This window comes from Pseudoduganella sp. (genome assembly GCF_041914865.1).
Taxonomy (GTDB): domain Bacteria; phylum Pseudomonadota; class Gammaproteobacteria; order Burkholderiales; family Burkholderiaceae_D; genus Rugamonas.
The window spans coordinates 196,461-212,834 of record NZ_JAYSCO010000001.1; the positions used below are offsets into that span (position 1 = coordinate 196,461).

The 16,374-nt window shown below is 63.4% G+C and carries 16 protein-coding genes; 6 read left to right on the forward strand and 10 right to left on the reverse strand.

The window, feature by feature from the left end; genetic code table 11:
• Positions 1–2 precede the first annotated feature (2 nt).
• The 6 genes from ACE3TQ_RS00785 to ACE3TQ_RS00810 all read right to left on the reverse strand — a co-directional run bounded on the left by ACE3TQ_RS00785 (position 3) and on the right by ACE3TQ_RS00810 (position 8,284).
• On the reverse strand, positions 3–1,481 hold the full coding sequence (locus tag ACE3TQ_RS00785) for an NCS1 family nucleobase:cation symporter-1 (RefSeq protein WP_374579984.1): 1,479 nt from the start codon (positions 1,479–1,481) through the stop codon (positions 3–5).
• Positions 1,478–2,764 carry an NAD-dependent dihydropyrimidine dehydrogenase subunit PreA gene (gene preA, locus ACE3TQ_RS00790; protein ID WP_374579985.1) on the reverse strand — a complete coding sequence of 429 codons (1,287 nt, stop codon included), beginning with the start codon at positions 2,762–2,764 and terminating at the stop codon, positions 1,478–1,480. Before preA ends, ACE3TQ_RS00785 begins: the two co-directional genes overlap by 4 nt.
• Positions 2,764–4,131 (reverse strand): NAD(P)-dependent oxidoreductase, encoded by a 1,368-nt coding sequence (locus ACE3TQ_RS00795; RefSeq protein ID WP_374579986.1) that lies wholly within the window; start codon positions 4,129–4,131, stop codon positions 2,764–2,766. Before ACE3TQ_RS00795 ends, preA begins: the two co-directional genes overlap by 1 nt.
• A gap of 12 nt (positions 4,132–4,143) precedes the next feature.
• Complete coding sequence (locus ACE3TQ_RS00800) at positions 4,144–5,646, reverse strand: CoA-acylating methylmalonate-semialdehyde dehydrogenase (RefSeq protein WP_374579987.1); 1,503 nt, start codon at positions 5,644–5,646, stop codon at positions 4,144–4,146.
• Between the two features lie 15 nt (positions 5,647–5,661).
• Complete coding sequence (ald, locus tag ACE3TQ_RS00805; RefSeq protein ID WP_374579988.1) at positions 5,662–6,777, reverse strand: alanine dehydrogenase; 1,116 nt, start codon at positions 6,775–6,777, stop codon at positions 5,662–5,664.
• A 190-nt stretch (positions 6,778–6,967) separates the two neighbouring features.
• Entirely contained in the window at positions 6,968–8,284 is a 1,317-nt protein-coding gene (locus ACE3TQ_RS00810) for an aspartate aminotransferase family protein (RefSeq protein ID WP_374579989.1), read from the reverse strand.
• A gap of 160 nt (positions 8,285–8,444) precedes the next feature.
• Here ACE3TQ_RS00810 and ACE3TQ_RS00815 point away from each other — a divergent pair, with 160 nt between their 5' ends.
• Entirely contained in the window at positions 8,445–9,899 is a 1,455-nt protein-coding gene (locus tag ACE3TQ_RS00815; protein WP_374579990.1) for a PLP-dependent aminotransferase family protein, read from the forward strand.
• Positions 9,886–10,512: a TetR/AcrR family transcriptional regulator gene (locus ACE3TQ_RS00820; protein ID WP_374579992.1), complete on the forward strand. Its 627-nt coding sequence runs from the start codon at positions 9,886–9,888 to the stop codon at positions 10,510–10,512. Before ACE3TQ_RS00815 ends, ACE3TQ_RS00820 begins: the two co-directional genes overlap by 14 nt.
• Before the next feature lie 4 nt (positions 10,513–10,516).
• Here the strand turns inward: ACE3TQ_RS00820 and ACE3TQ_RS00825 are convergent, their stop codons facing one another.
• The 4 genes from ACE3TQ_RS00825 to ACE3TQ_RS00840 are packed head-to-tail and all read right to left on the reverse strand — an operon-like array spanning position 10,517 to position 13,687.
• Positions 10,517–11,608, reverse strand: a complete 1,092-nt coding sequence (locus tag ACE3TQ_RS00825) for a hypothetical protein (protein WP_374579993.1) — start codon at positions 11,606–11,608, stop codon at positions 10,517–10,519.
• A gap of 48 nt (positions 11,609–11,656) precedes the next feature.
• The gene (locus ACE3TQ_RS00830) at positions 11,657–12,613 is read right to left on the reverse strand and encodes a diguanylate cyclase domain-containing protein (RefSeq protein WP_374579994.1); all 957 of its coding nucleotides are present in this window, start codon (positions 12,611–12,613) and stop codon (positions 11,657–11,659) included.
• A 16-nt stretch (positions 12,614–12,629) separates the two neighbouring features.
• Positions 12,630–13,313, reverse strand: coding sequence for a hypothetical protein (locus ACE3TQ_RS00835; RefSeq protein WP_374579995.1), 684 nt, complete (start codon positions 13,311–13,313; stop codon positions 12,630–12,632).
• A complete protein-coding gene (locus ACE3TQ_RS00840) occupies positions 13,313–13,687 on the reverse strand; it encodes a VOC family protein (protein ID WP_374579996.1) in 375 nt (124 codons plus the stop codon). Before ACE3TQ_RS00840 ends, ACE3TQ_RS00835 begins: the two co-directional genes overlap by 1 nt.
• A gap of 79 nt (positions 13,688–13,766) precedes the next feature.
• On the opposite strand from ACE3TQ_RS00840, the gene ACE3TQ_RS00845 reads away from it, so the two are divergent.
• The 4 genes from ACE3TQ_RS00845 to ACE3TQ_RS00860 all read left to right on the forward strand — a co-directional run bounded on the left by ACE3TQ_RS00845 (position 13,767) and on the right by ACE3TQ_RS00860 (position 16,365).
• Complete coding sequence (locus tag ACE3TQ_RS00845) at positions 13,767–14,318, forward strand: GNAT family N-acetyltransferase (protein WP_374579998.1); 552 nt, start codon at positions 13,767–13,769, stop codon at positions 14,316–14,318.
• A gap of 117 nt (positions 14,319–14,435) precedes the next feature.
• The gene (locus ACE3TQ_RS00850) at positions 14,436–14,675 is read left to right on the forward strand and encodes a hypothetical protein (RefSeq protein WP_374579999.1); all 240 of its coding nucleotides are present in this window, start codon (positions 14,436–14,438) and stop codon (positions 14,673–14,675) included.
• Entirely contained in the window at positions 14,668–15,564 is an 897-nt protein-coding gene (locus ACE3TQ_RS00855; RefSeq protein ID WP_374580000.1) for a sensor histidine kinase, read from the forward strand. Before ACE3TQ_RS00850 ends, ACE3TQ_RS00855 begins: the two co-directional genes overlap by 8 nt.
• A 3-nt stretch (positions 15,565–15,567) precedes the next feature.
• Positions 15,568–16,365 (forward strand): LytR/AlgR family response regulator transcription factor, encoded by a 798-nt coding sequence (locus tag ACE3TQ_RS00860; RefSeq protein WP_374580002.1) that lies wholly within the window; start codon positions 15,568–15,570, stop codon positions 16,363–16,365.
• The last annotated feature ends 9 nt before the right edge of the window (positions 16,366–16,374 follow it).

A 16,374-nucleotide genomic window follows, 5' to 3' on the forward strand; every position in this document is an offset into this window, starting at 1 on the left:
GGTTATGCCTTCTCCGGAATAGGAGGCTGCGCGGACTTGGCCGCCCTGCCCTTCATCATGATCCCGTACACCAGCGCCGCAATGGCGATGCCGACGAACCATGCGTACGTATAAACCAGCTTGAACCCTTCGCCGACATCGCCGAACGAGGCGGGGAAGGCCGCGTTGAGGAAGCCCGGCACATTCGGGCCGACGCCCAGTGCAAAGGCCAGCAGCGCGGCCGAATTCCAGCCATTGGTGTAGCAGTACTCGCCTTTCTCGTCGTACAGCGCGCCGACGTTCAGCTCCGTCTTGCGGATCAGGTAGTAGTCGACGATCAGCACGCCCGCAATCGGCCCGAGCAGCGCGGAGTAGCCGATCAGCCAGGTGAAGATATAACCCTGTGTCGTCTCCAGCAGCTTCCACGGCATCATCGCCAGCGCGATGGCGGCGGTGATGTAGCCGCCGGTGCGGTAGGAGATATGCTTGGGCGAGAGCGCCGAAAAGTCATACGCCGGGCCGACCAGGTTGGCCGCCAGGTTGACGGATACCGTGTCGATCAGCAGGATGATCAGCGCCACCAGCACCGCCACGCCGGTCATGCGGCTAGCCAGGTCGACCGGGTCCCAGATCGCCTTGCCGTACAGGACCACCGTGGCCGAGGTGACGATCACCGCCAGCGCCGCCAGCAAGCCCATAGGCACCGGCAGGCCGATGGACTGGCCCAGCACCTGGTCGCGCTGCGTCTTGGCGAAGCGGGTAAAGTCGGGAATGTTCAGCGCCAGCGTGGCCCAGAAGCCGATCATCGCAGTCAACGAAGGCCAGAACGTCGGCCAGAACTGGCCCGCCTTCTTGCCGCCCTCCACAAACTGCGAAGGCTGGTCGATCAGCGGGCCAAAACCGCCCGCCTTGTCGTACACCCAGTACAGCAGCACGAAGCAGATCAGGATCTTCAGCGGCGCGGTATACGTCTCCAGCTTGCGGATGGCGTCCATGCCGTGCACGATGTACCAGAACTGGATCGCCCAGAACGCCAGGAAGCACAGCAGCTGGGCGCCGTTGATGCCGAGGCCCGCGATCTTGTCGCCGCCGATCTCGCCGCCCATCATCACGCCCAGCAGCGTATAGATCATCTGCCCGCCGAACCAGGTCTGGATGCCGTACCAGCCGCACGCCACAATGGCGCGCATCAGCGCCGGCAGCCGGGCGCCGCGCGTGCCGAACGAAGCGCGCGCCAGCACCGCGTAAGGGATGCCGTACTTGGTGCCCGCATGGCCGATCAGCAGCATCGGCAGCAGCACGATGGTGTTGGCGAGGAAAACGGTGAGGACAGCCTGCCCCGCCGACATGCCGCCTTCAATCAGGCTGGCAGCCAGCGTATAGGCGGGGATGCACATGACCATCCCAACCCAGAGTGCAGCGAAGTGATACCAGCGCCAGGTGCGCTGCGATTCATTGGTCGGGGCCAGGTCTTCGTTCCACAGCTGGGTGTTGTCGCTCATGCAGTCTCCTTGATTTCGGCACGCGGGTTGCGCGGGTCTTGCGTCCAGTTCATGTAAGGCTTGCCCGTTGGGACTGCGACCATCGTAATACAACCTTGCACCGGACAGGTGATTTCGCACAGGTTGCAGCCGACGCATTCATCTTCGTTGACCTTATAGGTGCGGGTGCCGGTGGCCTCGTCCACCAAGTGGAAGATGGATTGGTGCGAGGTATCCTCGCAGGCCACATAACAGCGGCCGCACTTGATGCAGTCGTCCTGGTTGATGTGGGCGATGGACTTGTAATTCATGTTCAGGTACTTCCAGTCGGTGGTGTTCGCCACCGCCTTGCCCATGAAGTCATCCAGCGTCTTGTAGCCCTTGGAGTCCATCCAGCGCTCCAGCCCGTCCTTCATCTCCTGCACGATGCGGAAGCCGTGCAGCATGGCGGCGGTGCAGACCTGCACGCAGCCGGCGCCAAGGGCGATGAACTCGGCCGCATCCTTCCAGTTGCCGATGCCGCCGATGCCGGAGATCGGCAAGCCGCGCGTTTCCGGATCGCGCGCGATCTCGGCCACCATGTTCAGCGCCACCGGCTTGACCGCCGGGCCGCAATAGCCGCCGTGGGTGCTGGCGCCGCCCACGTTCGGGTAGGCCACCATCTTGTCCAGGTCGAGCGAGGTGATGGAATTGATGGTGTTAATCAGCGAGACCGCATCCGCGCCGCCCGCCTTGGCCGCGCGTGCCGGGCGGCGGATGTCGGTGATGTTCGGCGTCAGCTTCACGATCACCGGCAGCTTGGTGTGCTTCTTGCACCAGGCGGTGACCTGCTCCACGTACTCGGGCACCTGGCCCACGGCGGAGCCCATGCCGCGCTCCGGCATGCCGTGCGGGCAGCCGAAATTCAGCTCGATGCCGTCGGCGCCGGTGGCTTCCACCTTGGGCAGGATGGCGGCCCATGCCGCCTCCTCGCACGGCAGCATCAGCGAGACCACGATGGCACGGTCCGGCCAGGCTTTCTTCACTTCCGTGATTTCCTGCAGGTTCAGTTCCAGCGAGCGGTCGGTGATCAGCTCGATATTGTTAAAGCCGATCACCTCGCGGTTCTTGCCGTAGATGGCCGAGTAGCGCGAAGAGACGTTGACCGCCGGCGGGTCTTCGCCCAGGGTCTTCCAGACCACGCCGCCCCACCCTGCTTCGAAAGCGCGGATCACGTTGTATGCCTTGTCGGTCGGCGGTGCGGAGGCAAGCCAGAATGGATTCGGCGCCTTGATGCCGCAGAAGTTGATGCTCAGGTCGGCCATTATGCTGCCCCCTTCTTCGCTTGGATGTCGGAATGAATCGCCATTGCGGCGCGCTTGCCATGTTCCACCGCCTGCACGGTCAGGTCCTGGCCCGGCGCCACGCAGTCGCCGCCGGCGTAAATGCCGGGCAGCACGGTGCGGAACTGGTCATCCACATGGATCTTGTCGCCGTCACGCTTGAGCAGCGCGGCCAGCGGGTCGGCCAGGGCGGCCGGCTCCATGGCCTGTCCGATGGCCTTGAAGATGGCGTCGGCCTGCAGCTCGAAGGTAATGCCGGTACCAACCAGGCGCGTGCCATCCAGCACGGTGCGCTCGAAGCGCATGCCGCGCACGCGGCCCGCCTCGTCCAGCAGCACCTGCTGCGGCTGGGCCCAGGTTTGCATGCGTACCTGGTTGGCCTTGGCGATATCCTGCTCGTGGTGGGTGGCGCTCATGGCATCGAAGCCGCGGCGGTAGACCATGGTCACCTCCTCCGCGCCCAGGCGCTGGATCTGCACCGCCATGTCGATGGCGGTGTTGCCGGCACCGATCACGATGGCGCGGCGCGGCACCGGCAGCTTGCTCAGGTCATCGGCCTGGCGCAGCTCGGCGATGTAGTCGACCGCCGCCATCAGGCCCGGCGCATCTTCGCCGGTCAGGCCCAGCGCGCGGCTGGCGCCCAGGCCCAGGCCGAGGAAGACGGCATCGTACTGCGCGTGCAGGTCCTTGAGGCTCAGGTTAGCGCCCAGCTTTTGTCCATGGCGCACCTCGATGCCGCCGATCCCCAGCAGGAAGTCGACTTCCTTCTGCGCGAAATTGTCGGTCAGCTTGTAGCGCGCGATGCCGTATTCGTTCAGGCCGCCCGACTTCTCGTGCGCCTCGTAAACCACCACCTCGTTGCCCAGCATGGCCAGGCGGTGCGCACAGGACAGGCCGGCGGGACCGGCACCGACCACGGCGATCTTCTTGCCGGTGCTGGCAGCGCGCTTGAACGGGTGGCCGTCCAGCGTGGCGTTGTCCAGCGCATAGCGCTGCAGCAGGCCGATTTTCACCGGCTGCCCTTCGGCGTCGTGGTTGCGCACGCAGGCATCCTCGCACAGGATCTCGGTCGGGCAGACGCGCGAGCAGCTGCCGCCCAGGATATTCTGCTGCAGGATGGTGACGGCGGCGCCGTTCACATTCTTCTCATGGATATTGCGGATAAAGCTCGCCACGTCGATGCCGGTCGGGCAGATGCGCGTGCACGGCGCGTCGTAGCAGTACAGGCAGCGCGAGCTTTCAATCGCGGCCTGGCGCGCGTTGAGCGGCGGCGCCAGGTCGGTGAAATGACCGGCCAGCTCTTCGTTCGTGGCTTTCGGCTGCGGTATGTATTTGAGTGACTCGATCATTTGGTTCCATCCTCACTTCATTTGTGGGAAAGCAAACTGCGCGCCAGCACTTGCGGTGTTTGGCCAGCGCTCCATGACAGCCTTGTGCCGGGTGTAGAAACGCACCCCTTCCGGGCCATAGGCGTGGTGGTCGCCGAACAGGCTGCGCTTCCACCCGCCGAAACTGTTGAATGCCATCGGCACCGGCAGCGGCACGTTCACGCCCACCATGCCAACCTGGATCTGGCGCACGAACTCGCGCGCCACGCCGCCGTCGCGCGTGAAGACCGCCACGCCGTTGCCGTACTCATTCTTGTTGATCAGCTCTACCGCGGAGCCGATGTCGGGCAGGCGCACCATGCACAGCACCGGGCCGAAAATCTCTTCCTTATAGATCGTCATATCCGGCGTCACATGGTCGAACAGGGTGCCGCCGATGAAGAAGCCGTTCGGGCGGTCCGCCACCTTGTAGTCGCGGCCGTCCACAACCAGGGTGGCGCCCTGCTCCACGCCCTCGCCGATCAGGCGCTCGATGCGCTGCTTGGCCGCAGCGGTCACCACCGGCCCCATTTCGGCATCCGACGCCATGCCGTCGCGCACTTTCAGTGCAGCCGTGCGCTCTTTCAGTGCACCCAGCAGCTTGTCGCCCGCATCGCCCACCGCCGCCACAACGGAGATGGCCATGCAGCGCTCGCCGGCCGAGCCGAAGGCTGCGCCCATCAGGGCATCCACCGCCATCTCCATATCCGCGTCCGGCATCACCACCATATGGTTCTTGGCGCCGCCCAGGGCTTGCACCCTTTTGCCGTGCTGCGAGCCGCGCGAGTAGATGTATTCCGCAATCGGGGTCGAGCCGACAAAGCTCACCGCCTGCACCACCGGATGGTCGAGCAGCGCGTCCACAGCCAACTTGTCGCCCTGGACCACATTGAACACGCCGTCCGGCAGGCCGGCCTCCTTCAGCAGCCGCGCATGCAGCAGCGAAGGCGACGGGTCGCGCTCGGAAGGCTTGAGCACAAAGGTGTTACCGCAGGCGATGGCGATGGGGAACATCCACATCGGCACCATCACCGGGAAGTTGAACGGCGTGATGCCGGCCACCACGCCCAGCGGCATGCGCATCGACCAGGCGTCGATGCCGCGCGCGATCTGGTCTGTGTATTCGCCCTTCATCATCTGCGGGATGCCGACGGCGAATTCCACCATCTCGATACCGCGCGCCACCTCCCCTTTAGCGTCGGCAAAAGTCTTGCCGTGCTCGCGCGTCAGCATGGCGGCGAATTCGTCGGTGTGCTGGTGGCACAGCTCAAGGTACTTGAACAGCACGCGCGCCCGCGTCAGCGGCGGCGTGTTGGACCAGGCCGGGAAAGCCGCTTCGGCGGCGCGCACGGCGGCATCGACTTCCGCCGCCGTCCCCAGCGCCACGCGCGCCACAGGTTCGCCCAGCGCAGGGTTGAACACGTCGCCATAACGCCCGCTGGCCGTATCGACCTTGGCGCCGTTGATAAAGTGGGTAATGGTATCGAGATTGCTCATAAAAGGCTCTATGGTTCAGGCCAGCAGCGACTCTGCCGGCACATAGGTATAGCCAAGGTCGTTCGCCACCGCTTCATAGGTGACTTTTCCCTGGCAGACGTTAAGGCCATTGCGCAAGTGCGGGTTGGCCTTCATGGCCTTGGCCCAGCCCTTGTCGGCCAGCGCTACCGCGTGGCCGATGGTGGCGTTGTTCAGCGCAAAGGTGGAAGTGCGCGCCACGGCGCCCGGCATGTTCGCTACGCAGTAGTGCACCACGCCGTCCACCACGAAGGTCGGGTTCTCGTGGGTGGTGGCGTGCGAAGTTTCGAAGCAACCGCCCTGGTCGATCGCCACGTCCACCACCACCGAGCCGGGCTTCATGCGCGACACCATGCTGCGGGTGACCAGCTTGGGTGCGGCGGCGCCGGGCACCAGCACGCCGCCGATCACCAGGTCGGCGTCGGTAACGGCGTCGTCGATGGTGTGGGCATTGGAATACATGGTCTGGATGCGGTTGCCGTACACCAGGTCGAGCTGGCGCAGACGGTCGACGTTTTTATCGAGCACGGTGACGCGCGCGCCCATGCCGACCGCGATCTGCATGGCATTGGTGCCGACCACGCCGGCGCCGATGATCACCACGTGGCCGGGCGCGACGCCAGGCACGCCGCCCAGCAGCAGGCCCATGCCACCTTTGGATTTCTCCAGGTGGGCGGCGCCGGCCTGGATCGACATGCGGCCGGCGACTTCGCTCATGGGGGCGAGCAGGGGCAGGCCGCCGTTCGGTCCGGTGATGGTTTCGTAGGCTATGCAGATGGCGCCGGATTTGACCAGGGCTTTGGTCTGTTCAGGGTCGGGAGCCAGGTGCAGGTAGGTGTACAGGATCTGGTCCGCGCGCAGCATGGCGCATTCCTGCGGTTGCGGCTCTTTGACCTTGACGATCATTTCCGCCTTGGCGAAGATCTCCTCCGCGGTGGCGGCGATGGTGGCGCCGGAGCCGATATACATTTCGTCAGTCAGACCGATTGCAGCGCCCGCGTTGTGTTGCACCAGGACCTGGTGCCCGCGGAGTGTCAGTTCCTTTACGCTGGCCGGGGTAAGGCCAACGCGCGATTCCTGATTCTTGATTTCCTTCGGTACGCCTACCAACATGGTTGTCTCCTCTGTTTTTAAACCCGGTAAACCGGGGTCTGACCCGCAGGGTCAGACCCCGTCTGCTCGTCTGCCGTTGGTGTTGGGGTTACGTCTTTGACGTTCGACGAAGGTCAAAAACCCAAACCCAACCCGCAGCGTCCGATCAGACGGGGTCTGACCCTTGGGTCAGACCCCGGTTTACCGGTTTTCAATCAAGCGTCTTCAACACCTCTTTAAGCTTCCCAAACAATTCGTCGATGTGCTTCTTCTCAAAGGTGAGTGGCGGCGACAGCGCAATGATGTCGCCCGTAACGCGGATCAGCACCCCATCCGCGAAAGCCTTCTTGAACGCGGCATAAGCGCGCGCCCCCGGCGCCCCGGCACGCGGTGCCAGCTCGATGCCAGCCACCAGTCCAATGGTGCGGATATCAATCACATGCGGCAGCCCCTTCAGGGAATGCACCGCATCCTCCCAATAAGGCTGGATCACCATCGCATGATCCAGCAGCTTCTGCTCCCTGAACACCTCCAGCGTCGCCAGCGATGCCGCGCACGCCACCGGATGCCCGGTGTAGGTATAACCATGGAACAGCTCAATCCCCGCCGGCGCATCCATGAACGCATCGTGGATGAACTTCTTGCTGAACACCGCCCCCATCGGAATAGTGCCGTTGGTCAGCCCTTTGGCCGTGGTCATCATGTCCGGCTCAACATCAAAGTAATCGGTGGCAAACGGCGTGGTCAGGCGGCCAAAGCCCGTGATCACCTCATCGAAGATCAGCAGGATGCCGTGCTTGGTGCACAGCTCGCGCAAGCGCTTCAGGTAACCCTTGGGCGGCACCAGCACGCCGGTCGAACCCGCCACCGGCTCCACGATCACCGCTGCGATGGTGGAAGCGTCATGCAGCGCAACGATGCGCTCCAGTTCATCCGCCAGGTGGGTGCCGTATTCCGGCTCGCCGCGGCTGTAGGCGTTCTTCTCGATGTTATGCGTGTGCGGCAGGTGGTCCACACCCGGCAGCATCACGCCATATGGCTTGCGGTTGCCGGCGATGCCGCCGACCGAGATGCCGCCGAATCCCACGCCATGGTAGGCTCGTTCGCGGCCGATCAGGCGCGTGCGCGACGCTTCGCCGCGCGCCTTGTGGTAGGCCAGCGCGATCTTCAACGCGGTGTCCACCGCTTCGGAACCGGAGTTGGTGTAGAAGACGTGGCCGAAGCGATGGTTAGTGAATTCCATCAGCTTCTCAGCCAGGTCGAAGGCGGCCGGGTGGCCCATCTGGAAAGTCGGCGCGAAGTCGAGCTGGCCGACCATCTCGCTCACTGCCGCCACGATTTTCGGCTGGCGGTGGCCGCATGGCACGCACCACAAGCCCGCCGTGCCATCCAGCACCTGGTTGCCATCGACGTCTTTGTAGTAGACGCCTTCGGCAGAGACCAGCAGGCGCGGGTTGGCCTTGAAGTCGCGGTTATTGGTGAACGGCATCCAGAATGCGGACATCGACTGCGGTCGGGCTTCATTCATTGCTATCTCCCGGAGGTTTTTTACGACACTCAAAAAACTTTACCAGTTGGCAAAATCATGATGCAATAATAGACAGCAAGTTAACTATGGCACATATACACGCACGCGGAAACGCTCCAACCGTACAGGTAGCAAAAACAGTACAGTTTCAGGGACCACAATGGACGACAGCGACAGCCCCACCCCTGCCTGGCCGGTGCTCGCCATCGAGCGCGCGCGCAAGGGGAGCCTGGTAGAGAAAATCGTGGACGCCATCAGCGCCATGGTGGCGAGCCGCGAGTTGCGCGTCGGCACAAAGATGCCCTCGGTGCGCCAATTCGCGAAGTGTAATGGCATCAGTACCTTTACAGTTGTCGAGGCTTACGACCGCCTGGTGACGCTCGGACTGTTGTCATCACGCCGCGGTTCCGGCTATTTTGTTGCACGCCACGACGTACCCGCCCTGCTCGCCACGCCCGCCATGGTGGCCGGGCCGGCAGCGGTCGATGCGCTCACCCCCGAACTGTATTCCGGCGCCTCCGAAGCGCTGCCGGTCGGCGCCGGCTGGCTGCCGCCCGAGTGGTACGGCGAAGACACCATCCTCGACGCCGTGCGCCACGCCATGCGCATTCCCGCCAACCGCCTGCGCGGCTACGGCCACCCGCTCGGTTTTCCCGGCCTGCGCCAGCACATGGCCACCACCCTCAGCGAGGAACTGGTGGCGGTCGAATCGGAACAGATCCTGCTCACGCACGGCGCCACCCACGCCTTCGACCTGATCCTGCGCACGCTGACCAAGCCGGGCGACACCGTATTCGTGGAAGACCCGGTGTACAGCAACCTGCTGTCGCTGATCCGCCACCACGGCTGCCACGCCATCGGCATCCCGCGCGGCGAGCATGGCCTGGACATGGACTTCCTCGCCGCGCAAGCAAAGGAAACGCAGCCCAAGCTCATGTTCGTCAACACCGTGCTGCAAAATCCCCTCGGTACCAGCCTGTCGCAAGCGCAGGCCCACCGCCTGCTGGGCTTTGCCGAACAATTCGATTTCTGGCTGGTGGAAGACGACATCTACCGCGAACTCACCACGCGCGGCGAAGCTTCGCTGGCCGCAATGGACGGCTTGCGGCGCGTGATCCGCGTCGGCAGTTTTTCCAAGACCCTGTCGCCGGTGCTGCGGGTCGGCTCGATCTGCGCCTCCGCCTCGCTGCTGCCGGAGCTGGTGCGCGTGAAGATGCTGGCCGGCCTCACCACCTCGGAAGTAAATGAGCGCGCCGCCTACCACGCCATTACCGCCCGCCCCTACAAGCGCATGGTGGAACGCCTGGTGGCGCAACTGGCGGAAGGCCGGGAACGCACCATCGAACTGCTGGCAACAGCCGGCATGGCGCCGATCGCCAAGCCGCGCGGCGGCATGTTCGTCAGCGCCGGCTGGCAGCAGGCGCCAACGCCTGAATTCAACGGCAAGACCGTGGCCGACCTGGCGCTGAAAGCCGGCATCCTGCTCGCGCCCTGCGACTTTTTCCAGCTGCGCCAGCCGGCATCGATCTGGTTCCGCTTCAACGTCGCCTATTCAGACAGCCCGCAGCTGCGCAACTTCCTGCAGGCCATAAGGAGAGAACATGGCATCAGCTAAACTGCGCCGCGAGATGAACCGCGACCGCCTGGAAGCCGACATCGTGGCCGAAGCCGTCCGCGTATTCGCCGCCAACGGCTACGAAGGCGCCTCCGTCGCCGCCATTGCGGAAAACGTCGGACTGTCGAAACAGAACCTGATGTACTACTTCCCCAGCAAGCAAGTGCTTTACCAGCGCGTGCTGGACGATGTGCTGGACGAATGGCTGGCGCGCATGGCCAATATCGCGGAGCCGGACGGCGAACCCGCCGATGTGCTGCGCGCCTACATCCGCGCCAAGCTGGCCTTCTCGCGCGAACATCCGCTGGCTTCGCGCGTGTACGCCATGGAAGTGATCAGCGGCGCGCCCGTGTACGGCGACAAAATCCGCGAGCGCGTGGTACCGCTGGTGCGCAAGGATATTGATATCTTCAACCGCTGGATAGCCGAAAGCCGCATTGCGCCGGTCAACGCCACCCACCTGCTGTTCGCCATCTGGGCGATGACGCAATCCTACGCCGACTTCGCAACGCAAATGAAGCTGGTGCTCGGCCGCGAAGAGCTGGCCGAGCAGGATTTCCGCGAGGCGGAGGACACGATCACGCGTATGGTCCTCGCCTCGATCCGGCGCTAGGCGCTCATTTCAAGGCGGCCTTTTCCGAACACCCGGGCGTTTCCATCAAGCGCGCACCCAAATCCTCCTCGGGTAGCGCCAGCGTCAGCGTCCAGCCTTTCATTTGCACATAGGGCCGGTCTGCTGGCGGGACCTGTCCAGCATTGACATAGGCCGCTCCGTACTCCTCGGCCACACTGCGCTGGAAGTAGCCGTAATCCATCTGGCTCATGGCAGGCAAGAGGCGCTCGATCTTGCGCAGGATTAGGGTGCCCTTGCCATCGCGGACGGTGGGCGAGAAGTGAAGCTTGATTTGCTTCCCATCCTCCGCCTTCATGTGGGCAAAGGAACCTGAGCGCAGCTCGCAGATCGTACGGACGCCCCGGGCAAAGGCGGCAACCGACTTGCTGTCGAGCCAGGCCCCATCCGTCACGTAGATCAGGCGTCCGTCGGTCGAGACGGCGCGGCCCGCACCTGGAGCCTCCGGGCCGAATTGCATGAAGGCGGCCCGCGCCGGCTCCAGTTTTAGTCGTCGCGCTTCCCCAACGCTCATACCCAGGCAGGCGCCGCGCAGGCACAGCTTGTCGGCCGGCCGCGCCCCCGCAAGCGCCGCATTGCGCCCCGCGACCTCGACGCCGGCCGCCTGCGGCGCCTTTACGGGTGCTGCAAGATCAGGAGGCGCGGCAGCGATGCGTTTGCGCAGCGCCTTGGCAATCTTGCAGAATTGGTCGCTTACCACAGACTTTGGCGTATTCGCACCAGGCGGATCGTTATACACCAGAGCCATGAGCAAATTGTGTTCTCCCATCGCCGTGGCGAAAACCAATTCACCACGCTTATCGCCGGCCTTACCTTTTGAATCACGTGCAAACGCAGTATGCACCTCTGGAATCGTCTGGTAGACCATCCAGCCCGCCTGGCTAGCCACTTGTTGCGACAGCTGGAAAGCCTGGTCCGCGCTCTTTCCCGGCAACGGAGCCACGGCGCTATAGGACACAACACCGGCATCTTTCTCTTCGGCTTTGAAATCGCTGACGCATTCCTGTGCCACTACCGGCATCGCGAAAGCGGAAATGACAGCGGCGATGACCGCACGACATACTGAATATTGCCTCATGAATCCCCATTGGAAGTGATTTTTTGGCAATATTATCAGAACCCCTTTCTAAACAGTTGCGGGTGGCGTCTCCCGTGCGGCGGCCAGCAAATCGGAGACACCCTTGCCGTCCTCGGGGAACAGCGCGCTGCCGAACTGGATCACCGGTTCGATCTTCGCGCCATCCGGCAGCAGCACCGGCTGGGCATTGCCCGCATGGCTGAAACGCGACACCTGGCTCTGCACGATGCTGCGCCGCGCAGCCACGCTGAGGATCATCCCAAATTCATCGCCGCCGAGGCGCGCCAGCACATCGCCCTCGCGGCATTCGGCGGTGAAGCGCCGCGCCAGCTCCGCCATCACCTCCTTGCGCCATGGCCGCACGCGCGCCACCATCACGCCCACATGGCCGCCGCGCGTGATCGCGTCATCCAGGCGCACGCGCAACTGCTCATAAAACGAGGAGCGGTTGGCCAGGCCGGTTGCCGGGTCCTGCGTCACTTTGCGCTGCAGGACGTGCGCACCATCCTGCGAAGCGTGGAACATCATGGCCGCTGTCATGTCCGTAATGGCCTGCCCCATCGGCACCTCATCCTGGTCGAATGGACGCGGCTCGCGCCAGGCCAGCTTCAACACCCCGCCCGCGTAATCGCCGAACAGCAGCGGCAGGATCGCCATCGAACGCAAGCCCACGCGGCGGCACGCTTCGCGGTTCACGCGCTCATCGGTTTCGGAATCGGTGCAGGTGGCAGCCTGGCGCGTTGTCAGCACAAGGCCCGACAGGCTGCCCTTGATCTGCATGCGCAAGCCGAGTTGCGCTTCGGCCAAGCCGCAGGCCGCGCGGTATACCACCTCGCTGCCTTCGACCAGTTCGATCACGGCGCCGTCGGCGCCGGTCAGCTGCGCAGCCTTCAGCACCGCGCGGTCCATCAGGTTGCCAAAGGAAGGGCCAACCCGCGCCAGCTCAAGCTGGGCGTCGATAATGGCCACCAGCTTTGATTGCGGAAGGTCGAGCCGGTCGCTCATCACATGCTCCAGGTCTCTATTTGCTGCAAAGCTTCAGGTTGTGGAAGGTGGCTTTCGCGGTACTGGCATATGCTTCATAGTCAAGCGGGGCCAGCTCCTCTTCCACCGCTTTCAGCGTTTTCATTTCCGCCGCCAGGGTCTTGGACAGCGTCGCCAGGCAGGCTGCCGGCTGCTTCATATGATACTGCGTCAGCGCCAGGTCGTTCAACGTGCGGTCGCGCTCCATCCAGTGCTGCAGGCTGGCGCAGGCCGTCGACCACTTGTTCAGGACATCGAACGCCTGCTGGTAGTTTTTCCCCTTGTACAGCGCCAGGAAGGATTCCTTGGCCGCCTTGCTGGCGGTTGGCTTGCACTCGGCAGGCGGCAGCACGTACTTGCCGTCGAACGTAGCACGCATGCCGCACAAGCCGGCGCAGGCCTCCTCCGACTGCGGCGACACTTCAACCACAGCGCCCTTTTGGACCAGCGTGATGCGGCATTCGGCCTGGCCCGGCTCCGGGTCGTCCAGGCGGCCCACTGTGCCGTGGATGGTGCCGCTCAGCTCACAGGTGTGCGCGTTGGCGCCGAAGGTGGAAATAGCGAACTTCTTCGCGCCCTTGGCGGTACTGGTGATGGTCAGCGTCCCCGTGCCGCCTTCGCGCTCGTACTCGACCGGCTGGACGGTGGCAAGCACCAGCGCGAACAGGACAGCGGAAGCCATCAGATATGCTGGTCAATCAGGATCGGGTTGCCATCCGGGTCGATGGCGATGATGTAGGCCGGACCGGTGCTCGATTCGTCGGCCCGCGCCGCCAGCGCCACGCCCTGCTCTTCGAGTTGGCGCTGCAGCTGGCGCACATCGGTATAGCCAGGCACGGTCTGCGCGTTGCTGTCCCAGCCAGGGTTGAACGTCAGCGTGTTCTTCTCGATCATGCCCTGGAACAGGCCGATGATCTGCTCACTGTCATTCTTCATGATCAGCCAGTTCTGCTCGATATTCCCGCCAAAATCCTTGAAACCAAACTTCGCGTAAAACTCGCGCGAAGCCTTGATGTCTTTCACGTTCAGGCTCAGGGAAAATACGCCGAGTTGCATGCCGGGCTCCTACGTAAATGATGGACATTGCCAATCTATCATTTGCTAGAATGAAAATCCACTCACTAGTGATGTTGATATGCCGGCCTTCGCACCAATGACCCTGTCCGCCCCGCGCCTGGAATTAAGGATGCTGAGGCCGGACGATGCCCCCGCCATTTTCACACTGTTCTCCGACCGCGAGGCCATGCGCTACTGGAGCAGCGCCCCCTGGGACCAGCCGCAACAGGCCAGCGACTATATCGCCTCCACGCAAGCCGGCCATGAAAGCGGGGACTTCCTGCGCATGGGGCTGGATATTGGCGGCCAGCTGGCGGGCGTGATCAACCTGTACGCCTTCAATCGCCAGAACCGCCGCTGCGAGATCGGCTATATGCTGGGCCGCGCGTTCTGGGGCAAGGGCTATATGCAGGAAGCCATGGCCACCCTGCTCGACTACGCTTTCGCCGCGCTCGACCTGCACCGCATCGAGGCTGATATCGACCCGCGCAATACCGCTTCGGCCAAACTGCTGAAAAGCTTGCACTTTGTGCATGAAGGCCATATGCGTGAGCGCTGGATCATCAATGGCGAGATCTGCGATACCGATTATTTCGGCCTGCTGCGCTCCGACTGGCTGGCTGCCCGATAGCCATTCATCCGCCCCCACAGCAGCTTATCCGCCCTGTTGCGCAGTTCGTCGGATAGCCCTCCACTGTTGCCGACCAGGGGGGTACAGTTGCACCATCGAAATGCAAAGGAGGACACGATGAAAACCATCAACAAGAGCTTCAAGGACACCGTCAAAGAAGTGTGGCACGCCTTTATCGGCATCGGCCGCCACTTCGTGCGCACGCTGGACAATATGTCCTGGCCGGCCATCATCGCCATGTGCGTGGTGCTCGCGCTGTTCCTGACCATCCTGCCGCTGGTGATCACCCTCTTCATCGCCGTGCTGATCGTCAAGCTGGCCATCAATGTGTTTGGAGACAAGAAGCAACATGGGTAACCGCACACGCAGCGTGCTCTCCTTCATCGGCGAGATTGGCGAAACCGCCAGTCTCATGTGGTGGAGCTTTTTCGACTGGCTGGCCCAGGTGCCATTGCGCCAGCTGGTCGTCACCTGGGTACTGGCTTTCCTGTTGGCGTGTACGCCGGCCATCCACCCTGAGCAAGCTGCGTTCTTTGTGCTGCTGTCGGCCGGCCTGAAAATCCTGGCCGGCGGCAAGCGCAAGGCCGAAATCGAAGCGCGCAAGGCCGCCACCCAGGCCGGCAACGAAAGCCTGGAGCGCCGCCTGGTGGAGGCGCAGATGTCCGCCCTGCAGGCGCAGGTGGAGCCGCACTTCCTGTTCAACACCCTGGCCCTGATCGGCCAGCTGATCGAAACCGATCCGCCGGAAGCGGCCAAGATCCACACCCACCTGATCGAATACCTGCGCGCCACCCTGCCGCAGATGCGTTCGCGCGGCAACGGCACCCTGGGCCGCCAGATCCAGATGGCGCGCTCTTACCTGGCCATCATGCAGGCGCGCATGAAGTCGCGCCTGGCCGTCTCGCTGGACGTGCCGCCGGAACTGGAAAGCGCCACCTTCCCGCCCATGATGCTGCAGATACTGATCGAGAATTCGATCAAGCACGGCCTGGAGCCGAAAATCGAAGGCGGCCGCATCGACATCCGCGCCAGCGTGGATGGCAATGTGCTACAAGTGGATGTGCAGGATGACGGCGTCGGCTTCAACGCCTATGCCGGCGACGGCGTCGGCCTGACCAATGTGCGCGAGCGCCTGAAACTGATGTACGGCACGCGCGCCCAGCTGCTGATCGAGCAGCCGATGGATGGCGGCTGCCGCGCTTCGATCCGCATTCCATTTGCACCAGACATCTTTGCCAAACCCTGAACCATGACTACCCAGCCAATCGCCACCTGCATCATCGCCGACGATGAAGAACCAATGCGCGACATGCTGCGCAAGCGCCTGCACGAAGCATGGCCGGAGCTGGAGATCGTGGCCGAAGCCGCGAATGGCATCGAGGCGATTGCCCTGGCCGGCCAGCACCAGCCGGACATCGTCTTCCTCGATATCCGCATGCCGGGCCTGAGCGGCATCGAGGCGGCGCGCATGCTGTTCAACCGCTGCCACATCGTCTTCATTACCGCCTACGACCAGTACGCGATTGAAGCCTTTGAGCAAGGCGCGCTGGACTACCTGCTCAAGCCCGTCAACCTGGAACGCCTGAAAACCACCTGCAGCCGCCTGCAGGGGCGCCTGGGCAAATCACCGAACAACATCGAACGCCAGCTCAGCCAGCTGCTGCAGCAGACCGGCCGCACGGCCGGCGGTACCGGCGTGGGCGGCGCGGCGCCGCAGCCGGAATACCTGCACTGGATCCAGGCCCAGGTTGGCAACAGCCTGCGCATGATCTCGACCAAGGAAGTGTTGTTCTTCCGCGCCGACGAAAAATACACGCGCGTGCAGACAGCACAGGGCGAATTCCTGATCCGCAAGACTTTAAAGGAGCTGGAAGACGAACTCGACCCGAACGAATTCTGGCGCATCCACCGCTCCACGCTCGTGCGCGTGGACGCGATTGCCGAGGTCACGCGCGACCTGCGCGGACGGCAGATGGTGCGGGTGCGAAACTCCACGGAAGAACTCGAAGTCAGTCGCGGAAATACCCATTTATTCCAGCAAATGTAGCCCGCCTGC